This window comes from Georgenia yuyongxinii, from assembly GCF_006352065.1.
GTDB classification, from domain to species: domain Bacteria; phylum Actinomycetota; class Actinomycetes; order Actinomycetales; family Actinomycetaceae; genus Georgenia; species Georgenia yuyongxinii.
Map to the genome: position 1 here is coordinate 1,493,494 of NZ_CP040915.1, position 15,255 is coordinate 1,508,748.

Consider the following 15,255-nt stretch of genomic DNA (forward strand, 5'->3'; position numbering starts at 1 on the left):
CGTCGAGGGTCAGAGTGGGAGCATGAAGGTCCTCGTCGTCGTCGCGTCCAAGCACAACGCCACCGCCGAGATCGGTGACGTCATCGTGGAGGAGCTGCGGGCCGCCGGTCTGCAGGCCAAGCGGGTGGCCCCGGCCGAGGTCCGCTCGTTCGACGGCATCGACGCCGTCGTGCTGGGCTCCGCGGTGTACATGACCCAGTGGATGGAGTCCATGCGGGACCTGGTCGCCCGGCAGGGCGACGCGCTGCGCCGGCTGCCCGTGTGGGTGTTCTCCTGCGGCCTGGCCGGGGTGGCCACCACGGGCCAGGTGCAGGACCCGGCCCGGGCGTCCGGCCTCGTCCGCCAGATCGACCCCATCGACTCCACGACCTTCCGCGGCCGGCTCGACGCGACGGCGCTCGGCCTGCGTGAGCGGTCCGTCACCCGCCTCAGCAGCGCCCCGGAGGGCGACTACCGCGAGTGGGACAAGATCCGCGCCTGGGGCCGGGGCATCGCCGCCAACCTCCGCGAGCACCTCACCCCCAGCGGCGAGGGCAGCCTGCTCACGCGCTGACTCCTACGGGACCAGCAGCACCTTGCCGGTGGTCGCGCGGCCCTCGAGCGCCTCGTGCGCCCGGGCGGCCTCGGCCAGCGGGTACCGGGCCCCGACCCGCACGTCCAGGGTGCCGGCGGCGACGGCGTCGAAGAGCTCGCCGGCGCGCCAGCGGGTCTCCGCCTTCTCCGCCGTGTAGTCGGCCATCTTCGGCCGGGTCAGGAACAGCGAGCCGGCCGCGTTGAGCCGCTGCGGGTCGAACGGCGGCACCTGCCCGCTCGCGCCGCCGAACAGCACGAGCATGCCGCGGCGGCGCAGGCTGGCGAGCGAGGCGTCGAAGGTGTCCTTGCCCACGCCGTCGTAGGCGACGTCCCCGCCCACGCCGTCGGTGAGGTCGCGCACCAGAGCAGGCAGCTCGGTGGTCAGGTCGTCGAGCTCGGTGTACCGGATCACCTCCGCCGCGCCCGCCTCGCGGGCCAAGGCCTCCTTCTCGGCGCTCCCCACCAGCCCGATCACCCTGGCGCCGCGCGCGGTGGCGAGCTGGGTGAGCAGCAGGCCCACCCCGCCGGCGGCCGCGGTGAGCAGCACCGTGTGGCCCGGCTGGACGGGGAACGTGGACGCCACCAGGTAGTGGGCGGTCATCCCCTGCAGCGGCAGGGCCGCGGCCGTCTCCAGGTCCACCCCGGCGGGCACCGGCAGCGCGACGTCCGCCCGGACCAGCACCTGCTCGGCGTAGGAGCCCGGCGCGCTGGCCCAGGCCACCCGGTCGCCGGGGGCGAGCTCGGTGACCCCCTCACCGACGGCGCGCACCGTCCCCGCGCCCTCCTCGCCGGCGGTGTGCGGGAACGGCATCGGGTAGACGTTCGAACGCTTGTAGGTGTCGATGAAGTTGACGCCCGCGGCGGCCACGTCGACCAGCAGCTCGCCCGGTCCGGGCTCGGGAGCCGGGACGTCGACGACGGACAGGACCTCGGGGCCACCGGCCGCGGTGGCATGGATCGCGCGCATGGGGTCAGCATGCCGCCGCCGCGTCCGGGCGGCCCGGCGCGAGCAGATGGTGAGATGTCACGCACCACATGCAGGAGTCTGTATGCTTATGCACGTGACTTTTACCGTGGCTGTCGCCGGCGCCTCCGGGTACGCGGGCGGCGAGGTGCTGCGCCTGCTCCTGGCGCACCCCCAGATCGAGATCGGCGCGCTCACCGCGCACACCAACGCGGGCCAGCGCATGGGCGACGCCCACCCGCACCTGCTGCCGCTGGCGGACCGTGTGCTGCGGCCCACCAGCGTGGAGAGCCTGCACGGCCACGACGTCGTCGTCCTCGCCCTGCCGCACGGGAAGTCCGGCGAGCTGACCGCGGCGCTGGCGGCGGCGGGCTCGACGGCCCTCGTGCTCGACTGCGGCGCCGACCACCGGCTGACCGACGCGGGCGCCTGGGAGCAGTTCTACGGCAGCGCGCACGCCGGGACCTGGCCGTACGGGCTGCCCGAGCTCATCCTCGCGGACCGCGGCACCCGTCAGCGCGACGTGCTGCGCTCGGCCCGGCACGTGGCCGTGCCGGGCTGCAACGTCACCGCCGTCACGCTCGCCCTGCAGCCGGGGGTCGCCGCCGGCGTGGTGGACCCGCGTGACGTCGTCGCGGTCCTGGCGGTGGGCTACTCCGGCGCCGGCAAGGCCGCCAAGACGCACCTGCTGGCCGCCGAGGCGCTCGGCTCGCTGGCCCCGTACGCCGTCGGCGGCACGCACCGGCACGTCCCGGAGATCGAGCAGAACCTGCGCGCCGCCGGCGCCGGGGAGGTGCGGGTGTCCTTCACTCCCGTCCTCGCGCCGGTCTCGCGCGGCATCCTCGCCACCGTGACCGCACCGCTCACGGCCGGGACCACTGCGGCCACGGTCCGGGCGGCGTGGGAGCAGCACTACGCCGACGAGCCGTTCGTGCACCTGCTGCCCGAGGGCACCTGGCCCACGACCGCGATGGTCACCGGCGCCAACACCGCCGTCGTGCAGGTGGTGGTGGACGAGCGGGCCGGCCGCGTGGTCGCCCTGTGCGCGATCGACAACCTCGTCAAGGGCACCGCAGGTGCCGCCGTGCAGTCCATGAACCTCGCCCTCGGCCTGGCAGAGACCGCCGGCCTGACCGCCGTGGGGGTCGCCCCGTGAGCGTCACCACCCCCCGCGGCTTCCGCGCCGCCGGCGTGACCGCCGGTCTCAAGGCCTCCGGCAGACCGGACGTCGCGCTGGTCGTCAACGACGGCCCGGAGCATGTCGCCGCCGGCGTGTTCACCACCAACCGGGTGGTCGCCGCCCCGGTGGTGTGGTCACGCACCGCGGTCGGCGACGGCGTGGCGCACGCCGTCGTCCTCAACTCCGGCGGCGCCAACGCCTGCACCGGCCCCGACGGCTTCGCCGACACGCACCGCACCGCCGAGCACATGGCCGACGTCCTGGGCGTCTCCGCCGGTGACGTGCTCGTGTGCTCCACGGGGCTCATCGGCGAGCGGCTCGACATGCCCGCACTGCTCGGCGGGATCGACGCCGCCGCGGCAGCGCTGGCGGGCGACGGCGGCCCGGCCGCGGCCACGGCGATCATGACCACCGACACGGTGCCGAAGGAGGTCGCGCTCGAGCGCGGCGACGGCGCCTGGTCCGTGGGCGGCATGGCCAAGGGGGCCGGCATGCTCGCCCCCGGCCTGGCCACCATGCTCTGCGTGCTCACCACCGACGCCGTCGTTCCCGCCGCGGACGCCGACGCCGCCCTGCGCGCCGCCACCGCGGTCACCTTCGACCGGGTCGACTCCGACGGGTGCATGTCCACCAACGACACCGTCGTCCTGCTCGCCTCCGGCGCCTCCGGCGTCGTCGTGGACGCCGCGGAGCTCACCGAGGCGCTCACCGCCGCGTGCGCAGCGCTGGCCCGGGCCCTGGTGGCCGACGCCGAGGGCGCCAGCCACGACATCGCGGTCACCGTCCGCGGCGCCACCAGCGAGGGCGCCGCCGTCGCCGTGGCCCGGGCGGTGACACGCTCGAACCTGTTCAAGGCCGCCGTGTTCGGCAACGACCCCAACTGGGGCCGGGTGCTCTCCGCCGTCGGCACCGTGCCCGTGGAGGTCGCCCCGTTCGAGGCCGACGCCGTCGACGTGGCCATCAACGGAATGACGGTCTGCCGCGCCGGCGGGGTGGGAGAGGACCGCTCCCTCGTGGACCTGGCCGCCGCCCGCGAGGTCCACGTGGAGATCGACCTGCACGCCGGGCCCGCGACGGCCACGGTCTGGACCAACGACCTCACGCACGACTACGTCCACGAGAACAGCGCGTACTCCACATGAGCGGGCACCCCGACGGCGCCGGGGCACTGGTCCCGGCCGACGAGAACTTCGACACCGAACGCGACCTCCTCGCCTCCCAGAAGGCCGAGGTCCTGATCCAGGCGCTGCCCTGGCTGCGCCGCTTCTCCGGCGCCCGGGTGGTCATCAAGTACGGCGGCAACGCCATGGTCGACGATCGGCTCAAACGCGCCTTCGCCCAGGACGTCCTCTTCCTGCACCAGGTGGGCCTGCAGCCGGTCATCGTGCACGGCGGCGGCCCGCAGATCTCCCTGCTGCTCGACCGGCTGGGCCTGGAGACGGAGTTCCGCGGCGGGCTGCGGGTGACCACGCCCGAGGTGATGGACGTCGTCCGCATGGTGCTCACCGGGCAGGTGCAGCGCGAGCTCGTCAGCCTGCTCAACGCGGAGGACGCCCACGCGGTGGGCCTGTCCGGCGAGGACGGCCAGCTGCTCACCGCCGAGCGCCGCCCGGCCACGGTCGACGGCGCCCCGGTGGACGTCGGGCTGGTGGGCGACGTCGTCGCGGTCGACCCGCAGGCGGTGGAGGACCTCCTCGCCGCCGGGCGCATCCCGGTGGTCTCCACGGTGGCCCTGGACGCGGCCGACCCCAGCCAGGTGCTCAACGTCAACGCGGACACCGCCGCCGCCGCGCTCGCCGTGGCCCTGGACGCCACCAAGCTCGTGATGCTCACCGACGTCGAGGGCCTCTACGCCGCGTGGCCGGACCCGGCCTCGCTGATCAGCCAGCTGCGCGCGACCGAGCTCGAGGCGATGCTGCCGGCGCTGCTGACCGGGATGGTGCCCAAGATGGAGGCCTGCCTGCGGGCGGTGCGGGGCGGCGTGCCCCAGGCCCACGTCATCGACGGCCGGCAGCCCCACTCGATGCTGCTGGAGATCTTCACCGACGCCGGGGTGGGCACGCTCGTGGTGCCCGACCGGGAGGGAGAGGCATGAGCCAGGACTGGGCGCAGCGCTACGGCGGCGCGCTGATGAACACGTTCGGCCCGCCCCAGCGGGTGCTGGTGCGCGGCGAGGGCGCCTACGTCTGGGACGCGGACGGCCGGCGCTACCTCGACCTGCTCGGCGGCATCGCCGTCAACGCCCTGGGCCACGCCCACCCCGCCGTCGTCGCCGCCGTGACCGAGCAGCTGAGCACCCTGGGCCACGTCTCGAACTTCTTCGCCACCCCGGCGCAGATCACTCTGGCCGAGAAGCTCCTCGGGATCGTCACCCCCGGCGGGGCACCGACCGGGTCCCGGGTGTTCCTGGCCAACTCCGGCACCGAGGCCAACGAGGCCGCCTTCAAGATGGCCCGCCGCCACGGCGGCCCCGACCGCCCGCGAATCTTGGCCCTGGAGGGCGCCTTCCACGGCCGCACCATGGGCGCCCTGGCCCTGACCCACAAGGCCGCGTACCGCCAGCCGTTCGAACCGCTGCCCGGCGGCGTGGAGTTCGTCCCGTTCGGGGACGTCGCCGCGCTCGAGGCCGCCATGGGCGACGACGTCGCGGCGCTGTTCCTCGAGCCCATGCAGGGCGAGGCGGGGGTGCGGCCGTTGCCCCCTGGCTACCTCGCCCGGGCGCGCGAGCTCACCACGGCCGCCGGGGCGCTGCTCGTGCTCGACGAGGTCCAGTCGGGCATGGGCCGCACCGGTACCTGGATGGCCCACCACCTGCCCTGGGGCGACGGCGTGGTGCCCGACGTCGTCACCCTCGCCAAGGGCCTGGGCGCCGGGTTCCCGATCGGCGCGACGGTCGCGCTCGGCGAGCACGCCGCGACGCTGCTCGGCCCGGGCCAGCACGGCACCACCTTCGGCGGCAACCCGCTCGCCGCCGCGGCGGCCCTGGCCGTGATCGGCGTCCTGGAGGACGGGCTCCTCGAGCACGTCGCCGAGGTGGGCACGTGGCTGAAGGAGAAGCTCGGCGGGCTCGGCCATGCCGGGGTGGGGGAGGTGCGCGGCGAGGGCCTCCTCCTGGCCGTCGACCTCGCCGACCCGGTGGCCAAGGAGGTCAGCGCCGCGCTCCTGGAGTCGGGGTTCATCGTCAACCCCGTCCGCGAGGACGCGCTGCGCCTGGCACCGCCGCTCATCCTCACCCAGGAGCAGGCGCAGACGTTCGTCGACGCCCTGCCGACGGCGCTCGCCGCCGTCGGCACGGAGGGACGACGATGAGCGCCGTGGCCGGGCCCGGTGAGGGGCCCACCACCCGGGTGGCCGCGACGAAGACCGGTCGGCACGCCGTCATCGCCGAGATCCTGACGCACTCGGCGGTCAAGTCCCAGGCCGAGCTCCGGGACGCCCTCGCTGCGCGCGGCATCCAGGCCACCCAGGCCACGCTGTCCCGCGACCTGGACGAGCTGCGCGCCCTGAAGGTGCGCGGTGTCGACGGCGACCAGGTGTACGCCCTGCCGCCCGAGGGCGGCGCCGGCCGCCCGGCGAGCGAGCTGGAGCAGATCGCCGCACGGCTGCAGCGCTGGTGCGCCGAGGTGCTCGTCGCCGCGGACACCACCGCCAACCAGGTGGTGCTGCGCACCCCGCCCGGGGCCGCGCAGCTGCTCGCGTCCGCCATCGACCACTCCGTGCTGCCCAACGTGCTGGGCTGCATCGCCGGGGACGACACCGTGCTGGTGATCACGCGGGACGCCGCGTCGGCCCAGTCGGTCGCCGCGCGCCTGCTCGACCTCGCCGGACGCGGCCGCCCCCAGCCCTGACGACCCCGTGGGCGCCTGCCCGCCGGGAGAAGAACCACCCAGGAGACACCCTCATGACCCAGACCCTGCCCCAGTCCTCCAGCCCCACCGCGCCCAAGAAGGAACGGGTGGTGCTCGCCTACTCCGGCGGCCTGGACACCTCCGTCGCGATCGGCTGGATCGGTGAGCGCACCGGGGCCGAGGTCATCGCCGTCGCCGTGGACGTCGGGCAGGGCGGGGAGGACCTGGAGGTCATCCGCCAGCGGGCCCTGGACTGCGGGGCCGTCGAGGCCTACGTGGCGGACGCGCGCGACGAGTTCGCCGAGGAGTACTGCATGCCGGCGCTCAAGGCGAACGCGCTGTACATGAACGCCTACCCGCTCGTCTCCGCCCTGTCCCGCCCGGTCATCGTCAAGCACCTCGTCCGCGCCGCACGTCAGTTCGGCGCCACCACCGTGGCCCACGGCTGCACGGGCAAGGGCAACGACCAGGTGCGTTTCGAGGTGGGCATCACCTCCCTGGCGCCGGACGTGCGCTGCATCGCCCCGGTGCGGGACCTCGCGCTGACCCGCGACGTCGCCATCGAGTACGCCAACACCCACTCCCTGCCGATCGAGACCACCAAGCACAACCCCTTCTCGATCGACCAGAACGTGTGGGGCCGGGCCATCGAGACCGGGTTCCTCGAGGACATCTGGAACGCGCCCACCAAGGACGTCTACTCCTACACCGACGACCCCACCTACCCGCCGCTGCCGGACGAGGTCGTCATCACCTTCAAGGAGGGCGTCCCCGTCGCGCTCGACGGCCAGGCCGTGACCCCCCTGCAGGCCATCCAGGAGCTCAACCGCCGCGCCGGTGCCCAGGGCGTGGGCCGGATCGACATCGTCGAGGACAGGCTCGTGGGCATCAAGTCCCGCGAGGTGTACGAGGCACCCGGCGCGATGGCGCTCATCGCCGCCCACCAGGAGCTGGAGAACGTCACCCTCGAGCGCGAGCAGGCCCGCTTCAAGCGCGGCGTCGGGCAGCGCTGGACTGAGCTGGTCTACGACGGCCAGTGGTTCTCCCCGCTCAAGCACTCCCTGGACGTCTTCATCGACGACACCCAGCGCTACGTCTCCGGCGACATCCGCCTGGTGCTTCACGGCGGCCGCGCCACGGTCACCGGCCGGCGCAGTGACCAGAGCCTGTACGACTTCAACCTCGCCACCTACGACACCGGCGACGCGTACGACCAGTCCCAGTCCAAGGGCTTCATCGAGATCTTCGGCATGACCTCGAAGCTCTCGGCGGCCCGCGACGAGCGCTTCGGCAACGGCGTGGAGCTGTAGAGCGAACCGCCCAGAGCGCGCGAGATGTCATCTTCTCCGCGACATGTCATCGACATCTCGCGGAGAAGATGACATCTCACGGATGCTCGGGGGGACCGCTCATCCTCGCGGCCCGGCGAGGGTCGCGACGAGCACCGCCTTGATGGTGTGCATGCGGTTCTCGGCCTGGTCGAACACCACAGAGGCCGAGGACTCGAAGACCTCGTCGGTGACCTCCAGGGCGTCCATCCCGGTGCGCTCGTGGATCTCGCGCGCGAGGGACGTGCCCAGGTCGTGGAACGCGGGTAGGCAGTGCATGAACTTCACGGCCGGGTTGCCGGTTGCCGCGAGGAGGTCGGCGTTGACCTGGTAGCCGTGCAGCAGCGCGATGCGCGCGTCCCAGGTCTCCTTCGCCTCGCCCATGGAGACCCACACGTCGGTGGAGACGAAGTCGACCCCGCGGACGCCGTCGGCCACGTCCTCGGTGACCAGGAGCCGGGCGCCGGTCCGGGCCGCGACCTCCTCCGCCTGCGCCACCACCGCGGGCTCGGGCTGGAGCCCGGCCGGGGCGACGAGCCGGACGTCCATGCCGAGCATGGCGCCGGCGACGAGGAGGGAGTGGGCGGTGTTGTTGCGGGCGTCGCCGACGTAGGCGAAGGCGATCTCCTCGTCCGGCTTGCGCCGGCCGTCCACGAGCGGCGCGTGCTCGCGCATGGTCAGCTGGTCGGCGAGCATCTGCGTGGGGTGCCACTCGTCGGTGAGCCCGTTGAACACCGGCACCCCGGCGTGCTCGGCGAGCGTCTCGACGTCGGCCTGCCGGGCGCCGCGGTACTCGATGCCGTCGAAGATGCGGCCGAGCACGCGGGCGGTGTCCTTGACGGACTCCTTGTGCCCGATCTGGGAGCCGGCGGGGTCGAGGTAGGTGACGTGGGCGCCCTGGTCGTGCGCGGCCACCTCGAACGCGGTCCGGGTGCGGGTGGAGGTCTTCTCGAAGATCAGGGCGATGTTCTTGCCACGCAGGCGCGGCTCCTCGGTGCCGGCCCGGCGGGCGGCCTTTAGCGTCGCGGACAGGTCGAGCAGGTACCGCCACTCCTCACCGGTGAAGTCCAGCTCCTTGACGAAGCTGCGTCCGCGCAGGTCGATGGTCACGCTCGTACCCCAGTCTCGTATCCTCAGATGCCCTCCCGGATCGTAGGGCAGCTCATGCAGTGCGGTCCGCCGCGTCCGCGCCCCAGCTCCCCGCCGGGGACCACCCGCACATCGATGCCCAGGTCCTGCAGGTACGCGTTCGCGGTGGCGTTGCGGTCGTAGGTGATGACCACGCCCGGGGCGATCGCCAACGCGTTGCACCCGTCGCCCCACTGCTCCCGGGCGGCGGAGTGCACGTCCTGCTCCGGGGCGAGGATGCGCAGGCCGGTCACACCCATGGCCTCGGCGATCACGCCGTGCATGTGCTCGGGCTCGTGGGGCACCACCCGCAGGCCGTCACCCGTCGGGGTCAGGGTGGCGGAGGGCAGCATGCCCAGGCCCGCGTACTTGATGAAGGAACGCTCGTCCACCATCGTCATGACGGTGTCCAGGTGCATAAATGCCCGGGCCTTGGGCATGGACAGGGTCACCACCCGGTCGGCCGCGCCGGCGGCGAACAGCCGGGAGGCGAACAGGTCGACGCCCTGCGGGGTGGAGCGCTCGCCCATGCCCACAAGCACCGCGCCGTCGCCGAGCACGAGCACGTCCCCGCCCTCCACGGTGGTGATCGCGTCCGCGAGCGGCGCCGACCAGCGGTGGTGCGCACTGCCCGCGAACCGCGGGTGCCACCGGTAGATCGCCTCGAGGTGGACGGACTCGCGCACCCGGGCCGGCATCCGCATCGAGTTCACTGCGACGCCGTCGTACACCCAGGAGGAGGTGTCACGGGTGAACAGGTGGTTGGGCAGCGGGGGCAGCACGAGGTCGTCGAGCCCGAGGGAGGCGAGCACGATCGAGCGCGGCTCCACGGTCCGTTCGAGCATCTCGCGCTTGGTCATGCCGCCGATGAGGACGTCGGTCAGCTCGGCGTCGTCCATCGCCTCCGCCATCGCGCGCAGCACCGGCGCGGCGCTGGGCCCGTGCAGGCGCACCCCGAAGGTGTGGTCGACGACGTACCGGCGGGCCTCGGGCACGGCGAGGATCTCGCGCAGCAGGTCCGTCAGGAAGAGCACCTCCACGCCCGCGGCGGCGAGGACCGCGGCGAACTCGTCGTGCTCCTCCTGGGCGCGGGGGAGCCACAGCAGGTCGTCGAAGAGCAGCTCGTCCTTGTTCTGCGGCGTCAGCCGCGTCATCTCCCGGCCGGGCCGGTGCAGGATCACCTGCCGGAGCCGGGCCACCTCGGAGGCGACGCCGAGCGTGCCGGCGGGGGTCGGCGCCGGGCCGGGCGCGGGCTTCTCCGTGAGCATGTCTCCTCGCTCGGGTCGGCGGATGCGGCGGGCAGGCCAAACTTGCCACAGGCCGCGGCCGCCCGAAAGGCGACGGCGTGCGCGGGCGGCGCGCCGACGCCTGCGGTGGCCCTGGACGCGCAAGGGCCGACGGCGGCCCGAGGACCGCCGCCGGCCGTGCGCCGTCCGGCGCCTGCTCAGCCGCTCACGGCGCCGGAGCCACCGTGGCCACCGGCGACCAGGCCGAGGAACCGAGCACGTTCGTCGCCCGGATGCGGACGAACCACTGCTGCCGTGCGACGTTCCCCGTGGTGAGGCTCGTCGCGTTGGCCGGCGCGCTGGTGCTCCCGGCCACCGAGGTGAAGGCCGTGGTGGTGCTCCACTGGATCGTCTGGCTCGCCTCGTTGTCGGCGACGTCTGTCCAGGTCAGGGTCATGCGCTCGTTGCCACCCTGGCGGGCGGCCTTGCCCGCCAGGTTCGTGGGCGCCGCCGGCGGACCGGCGGTCACGGCGAGCTGGGCCGGGGCGGAGCTCCCCGCGGCGTTCACCGCGGTCACCCGGTAGGCGTACGTGGAGCCCAGGGCCGGTGTGGTGTCCACGTACGTGACGTTGCCCGTGCTGTTGCGCGCGGGCGCCGTCGTGAGCTGAGTGAAGGTCGCTCCGCCGTCGGCGGACCGTTCCACCACGAAGCCGGACTCGTTGGTGGCGTTGTCCCGCCAGGTGAGGCTCACCCGGGGGCCGCTCTGCAGCGTCGCCGTCAGGGCCGTCGGCGCGGCCGGCGTGTTGACCCCGACCGTGGCGGACGTCGAGGCCGCCGTGACGGACGGGAACGCCCCGCCGTAGCCCACGGTGTTCTGGGCCACGACCCGGTAGCGGTACGGGGTGGTCGCGTTCGAGGTGGGGTCGGTGAAGGCCCGCGCCCCGTGGACGTTGGGCTGGTCGAGCGGCGAGGCGACCGTCCCGACGTCGGTCCAGGCCCTGCCGTCGGTCGTGCGCTGGACGAGGAAGCTGGTCTCGGTGATCGACTGGTCGTTCCACGTCAGCCTGACCCGGGCGTTCTTGCCGTTGCCCGTGACGGCCCAGGCGAGCCCGTCCGGCGTCTGCGGCGGTAGCGCCACCGACACCGGCCGCATCATGTCCATCTCCTCGTGGCTGAGGATGTGGCAGTGGACCACGTACTCCCACCCGAAGTTCACGAGCTTGTTGGTGATCGGCGCGGTCGGGTTGCCCTGCGGGTCGACGCTGTTGAACCCGGCGGTCGCGCCGAGCTCCATCATCGGGCTGAGGGGCCGCACGGCGTTGGGCACCTCGAACGGCACCCTCGGGATGATCGGCCGGAGGGCGACGATCGTGTCCTCCAGCGGGCTCATCCGCACGGTGTCCTTCCACCCCAGCTCGGACGCCTCCGTCGGGATGATGATGTTGTCCCAGGTGACCCGGTTGAGGACCTGGACGTCGTAGAGATGGAAGTGGATCGGGTGCGTGTCCACCCCGTTGTGGGTGAAGCGCCAGATCTGGCTGCCGTCGGGCGCGGTGCCCAGCGGTGCCACCCGGACGTCGCCGGACGGTCGGCCGTCGGCATCGAGCCTGACCTCCGCCCTGGGCAGGCCCGTCGCGTCGATCAGCTCCGTGGGCGGGTTGACGTACGGGTAGAGCGTGACGTTCTGCGCCCCCGGGGTGGGTGGCTGGGCCTCGAGCCCCATCGTGGCCTGCATCCGCCCGAACTCGTCGAACGTCGTCGAGTTCGTCTCGTCGTGCAGCGCCTTCGGCTCGAGCTTCATCACCGTCCTGGCGCCCGGCGACCGCAGGGTGTTGAAGCCGAAGTCCGTGGTGTCGTTCACCCGGACCAGGCCGTCGCAGCTCTTCGCAGTGCTGTTCGGGGCGTTGCAGCTGGCCGCCGCCGGGAAGTTCGTGCCGTAGGCGGAGTCGTAGGCGTCCTGACCGACGATGATCGGGTTCTGGCCCGACTCGAACACACCGGTGCCGCTCGCGTTGTGCCGGAACGCGGCACGGAGCCTGGCGATGTCGAACGCCGGTGCCGGCGCCGTCGGCGCGATCGTGACCTGCATGACCGTGCGGGTGTTGGGCCCGTAGCCGGGCAGGATCTGCGGGGCGCCGACGGGGCTGAGGTCCGGCGCGCCGGTGTAGTAGTCGTAGGACGGCACGCGCGCGGGAAAGGCGGCGGGGGCGTCGTTGTAGAGGATCAGGGTCTTCCCGGCGAACTTCGAGAAGTCGACGATGGCGTCGGCCCGCTCGGCCGGTGCCAGGAGCAGCGAGTGCTTGTCGACGTTCCCGACGTCGAACCGGGTCGGGTCCGTGATCCAGGTGGTCGGCTGCTGACCGTCCACCACGGCCGGCGCGGGCAGGAAGCCGCCCTCTGAGGCGATCTGGATCCAGTCCGGGCCGGCAGCGTCGTTGTTGGCGTCGACCGGGGTGGGCGAGATCGTCGTGTCCGTCTGGGCGGCGGCGAGCTCGGCCGGCTTGAGGGCGACCTCGGTCGTCCCGTCGCCCTGGGTCGCGTCGGCGACGTACCACTGGAAGTTGAAGAACCGGTCGTTGGCGGCGTTGAGCATCCGCAGCCGGTAGGCCTTGGGCTCCAGCGTCACCTTCGGGTAGGCCACCCCGTTGACGACCGGGGTGTCGTTGAACTGCTCCATGCCCGCCGAGACGTTCGGTGTGCCCGGGATCTGCTCGGGCTCGCAGAACGGGTCGGTCTGGTACTGCCAGGTGGCCGGGTCGTCGAGCTTGCAGGCGGGGTCGTGGTACGGGTTGGGGATGGGACCGTACTTCGTGTCCGCCGCCGGCGGCCAGAACCAGGGGCCGTACATCCAGCGGCCGTAGGCGCTCATGCCGGACGGGTCGCCGGGGTTCTGCGCGGGCATGTAGACGTGGTGGTACCACAGGTCGCCCTCGGCGCCCCAGCGGGACTTGTCCCAGGTGGGGTCCTGGCCGTACCCGGTGATGGCGCCGGCGGCGTCAGTGGTGTCGTAGAGCTGGCTGTCGGCGGGGACGAACGTCTTGTCCTGGACGACCAGCGGCAGGGTCGCGTCGGCACCGGGGATGACGCCGTCGGCGACGAGCCGCTTCTCGGTGTCGTCGCTGATGGTGTAGCCGGCGGCCTCGCCGGCGTAGACGTTCAGGCGTGTGATGCCCCACGAGTGGTCGTGGTAGAACATCAGCCGGGCGCTCTGCTGGTTGGTGTAGAAGAACGTCGAGCAGCCGTCGTCGGCGGCCTCGCACACGGGCGCGTCGGTGGCGGGATCCACCATGTCCGGCACGTTCTCCACGCCGACGCCCTGCGGCCAGGAGGTGCTCTCGTTCGCCGGGGTGATCCACTGGTGGGGCGTGCCGTCGCTGATCCAGGGTGTGGTGCCGCCGTGCAGGTGGAGCGTGGCCCGGTTGTCCGCGAAGCAGTGGTCGCTCTTGGGTGACTCGCTGCACAGCGGGTTGCGTACCTCGTCCGTGACGGAGGAGTCGTCGACCGGGTCGGGCATCGCCATGGTCATCGGCGCCATGCCGGAGCCCATCATGGAGCTGTCGGTGGGCAGGAACAGGTCGCCCGCCGCGCCGGTCGGCAGGAGGTTCCGGAACACGATCCGCACCGGCTTGTCCTTCGTGGCGCCGATGAACGGGCCGAGGTACTGCGGCGGGGTGACGGCGAGGACGGGGCTGCCGTCGGCGTCCGTCACGGGCACGACGGTGCCGTCCTGCAGGGTGTTCGTCAGTGCGACGTGCTGGCTGATGCCCGCGTTCTCCGGGGTCTCCAGCTGGACGTAGCCGCGCACGAGGGTGCCGGTGCCGGGCAGGTCGGAGGAGAACTGGGTGTGGTACTGCACGAGACCGATGACGTACTCGTCGGACTTCACCCCGTTGTAGTCCTTCTCCGCCGGCACGGCGTTGGGGATGTACTTGCCGCCGTCCGTCGGGCAGGGGGAGGCAGCGTCGCCGGGCGTGCACGTGAGCGGGAGGTCGTCGACGAACTTCCGCATGCCGGGGGTGAGGTATCCGTCGCCGGCGGTGTCGACTCTGACGGCGGTCACGGCGCCGACGTCGGTGTGGGCGGTCCCCGCGGCGCCGGTGCCGTCGCCCGTGACGGCGACGTCCGGCGCGGAGGTGTAGCCGGTGCCGAAGGCGTCGACGTTGACGGCCGTGAGTACGAGCGTCGTGGTCACGGCGGCGAGGCTCCCGCCGTCGGCCAGCGCGACGGGGTCGAACTGCGTGCCGTTGCGGATGGCGACGGCCGGTGCGGTGACATACCCAGATCCGGGGTTGTCCACGACGACCTTGGTGATGGTGCCGGCGGCGTCCATGCCGTCCTCGGTGTCGCCGTTCGCGATCATGGGAACGTGTCCGGTGGCCCGGGTGCCGTTGGGGTCGTCGGGCAGGTCGAAGTCGACGGTCGGCATGGTGTAGCCCCTGCCGCCGTCGGTGATCGCGACAGCCTCCACCCCGCCGGACGCGACCGCGGTCGCGCCGCTGCCACCGCCGCCGCTGAGCGTCACACCGAAGGAGGTGTACCCCGAGCCCGGGGTGATGTCGGTGAAGCCGGTGACGACGCCGCTGGCGCTCACGGTTGCGGCGGCGCTCGCCGTCGTCCCGGTGCTGCCGTCGATGGTCACCGTCGTCGTGTCCGCGGCGTACCCACGGCCAGGGGACGTGATCTCGACCGACGCGATGCCGCCGCTGACCGGGTCGACCTGCGCGACGGCGGTCGCTCCCGCCCCCGCACCCTCGATGGTCACGGCGGCGTTGTCGAGGGTCAGCGGGCTGTTCGCCCAGTTGGGCCACGGACCGTAGTAGTGCGGGACCTTGGTCGAGTCGACGGGCGACTGCGGTCCGGCTGTCGCGCGCGGTGCGGCAGTCGCCGGAAGCTGCCCCGCCACGAGAGGAAAGAGCGCGAGGACGGCCAGCGCCGCCCACCTTCGTTGATGCATGGGAGTTCTCCTGCCGTCGTTGTGAATACAGCAGGCAAGGCGGCGCAACTCCGT

At 72.9% G+C, this 15,255-nt stretch carries 11 protein-coding genes; 7 read left to right on the plus strand and 4 right to left on the minus strand.

Annotation, left to right across the window (positions count from 1 at the left end; all coding sequences use genetic code 11):
• The first annotated feature begins 22 nt into the window (after nucleotides 1-22).
• Complete coding sequence (locus FE374_RS06815; protein WP_139927817.1) at nucleotides 23-553, plus strand: flavodoxin domain-containing protein; 531 nt, start codon at nucleotides 23-25, stop codon at nucleotides 551-553.
• 3 nt (nucleotides 554-556) lie between these two features.
• Here FE374_RS06815 and FE374_RS06820 read toward each other — a convergent pair whose 3' ends face one another.
• Complete coding sequence (locus FE374_RS06820) at nucleotides 557-1,540, minus strand: quinone oxidoreductase family protein (protein ID WP_139927818.1); 984 nt, start codon at nucleotides 1,538-1,540, stop codon at nucleotides 557-559.
• 88 nt (nucleotides 1,541-1,628) lie between these two features.
• On the opposite strand from FE374_RS06820, the gene argC reads away from it, so the two are divergent.
• From argC to FE374_RS06850, 6 genes are read left to right on the plus strand one after another with little or no spacing between them, the layout of a single operon-like run.
• The gene (gene argC / locus FE374_RS06825) at nucleotides 1,629-2,693 is read left to right on the plus strand and encodes an N-acetyl-gamma-glutamyl-phosphate reductase (RefSeq protein WP_456319097.1); all 1,065 of its coding nucleotides are present in this window, start codon (nucleotides 1,629-1,631) and stop codon (nucleotides 2,691-2,693) included.
• Complete coding sequence (argJ, locus tag FE374_RS06830) at nucleotides 2,690-3,859, plus strand: bifunctional glutamate N-acetyltransferase/amino-acid acetyltransferase ArgJ (protein WP_139927820.1); 1,170 nt, start codon at nucleotides 2,690-2,692, stop codon at nucleotides 3,857-3,859. Before argC ends, argJ begins: the two co-directional genes overlap by 4 nt.
• Nucleotides 3,856-4,812, plus strand: a complete 957-nt coding sequence (argB, locus tag FE374_RS06835; RefSeq protein ID WP_139927821.1) for an acetylglutamate kinase — start codon at nucleotides 3,856-3,858, stop codon at nucleotides 4,810-4,812. Before argJ ends, argB begins: the two co-directional genes overlap by 4 nt.
• Nucleotides 4,809-6,026, plus strand: a complete 1,218-nt coding sequence (locus FE374_RS06840) for an acetylornithine transaminase (protein ID WP_139927822.1) — start codon at nucleotides 4,809-4,811, stop codon at nucleotides 6,024-6,026. Before argB ends, FE374_RS06840 begins: the two co-directional genes overlap by 4 nt.
• The gene (locus FE374_RS06845) at nucleotides 6,023-6,565 is read left to right on the plus strand and encodes an arginine repressor (RefSeq protein WP_139927823.1); all 543 of its coding nucleotides are present in this window, start codon (nucleotides 6,023-6,025) and stop codon (nucleotides 6,563-6,565) included. Before FE374_RS06840 ends, FE374_RS06845 begins: the two co-directional genes overlap by 4 nt.
• Before the next feature lie 53 nt (nucleotides 6,566-6,618).
• Entirely contained in the window at nucleotides 6,619-7,875 is a 1,257-nt protein-coding gene (locus tag FE374_RS06850; protein WP_139927824.1) for an argininosuccinate synthase, read from the plus strand.
• A gap of 99 nt (nucleotides 7,876-7,974) precedes the next feature.
• Here FE374_RS06850 and argF read toward each other — a convergent pair whose 3' ends face one another.
• From argF to FE374_RS06865, 3 genes are all read right to left on the minus strand, one after another.
• Complete coding sequence (argF, locus tag FE374_RS06855) at nucleotides 7,975-9,003, minus strand: ornithine carbamoyltransferase (RefSeq protein ID WP_139927825.1); 1,029 nt, start codon at nucleotides 9,001-9,003, stop codon at nucleotides 7,975-7,977.
• A gap of 23 nt (nucleotides 9,004-9,026) precedes the next feature.
• The gene (locus tag FE374_RS06860) at nucleotides 9,027-10,289 is read right to left on the minus strand and encodes an arginine deiminase (RefSeq protein WP_139927826.1); all 1,263 of its coding nucleotides are present in this window, start codon (nucleotides 10,287-10,289) and stop codon (nucleotides 9,027-9,029) included.
• Between the two features lie 184 nt (nucleotides 10,290-10,473).
• Nucleotides 10,474-15,201: a multicopper oxidase domain-containing protein gene (locus tag FE374_RS06865; RefSeq protein WP_139927827.1), complete on the minus strand. Its 4,728-nt coding sequence runs from the start codon at nucleotides 15,199-15,201 to the stop codon at nucleotides 10,474-10,476.
• Nucleotides 15,202-15,255: the final 54 nt, after the last annotated feature.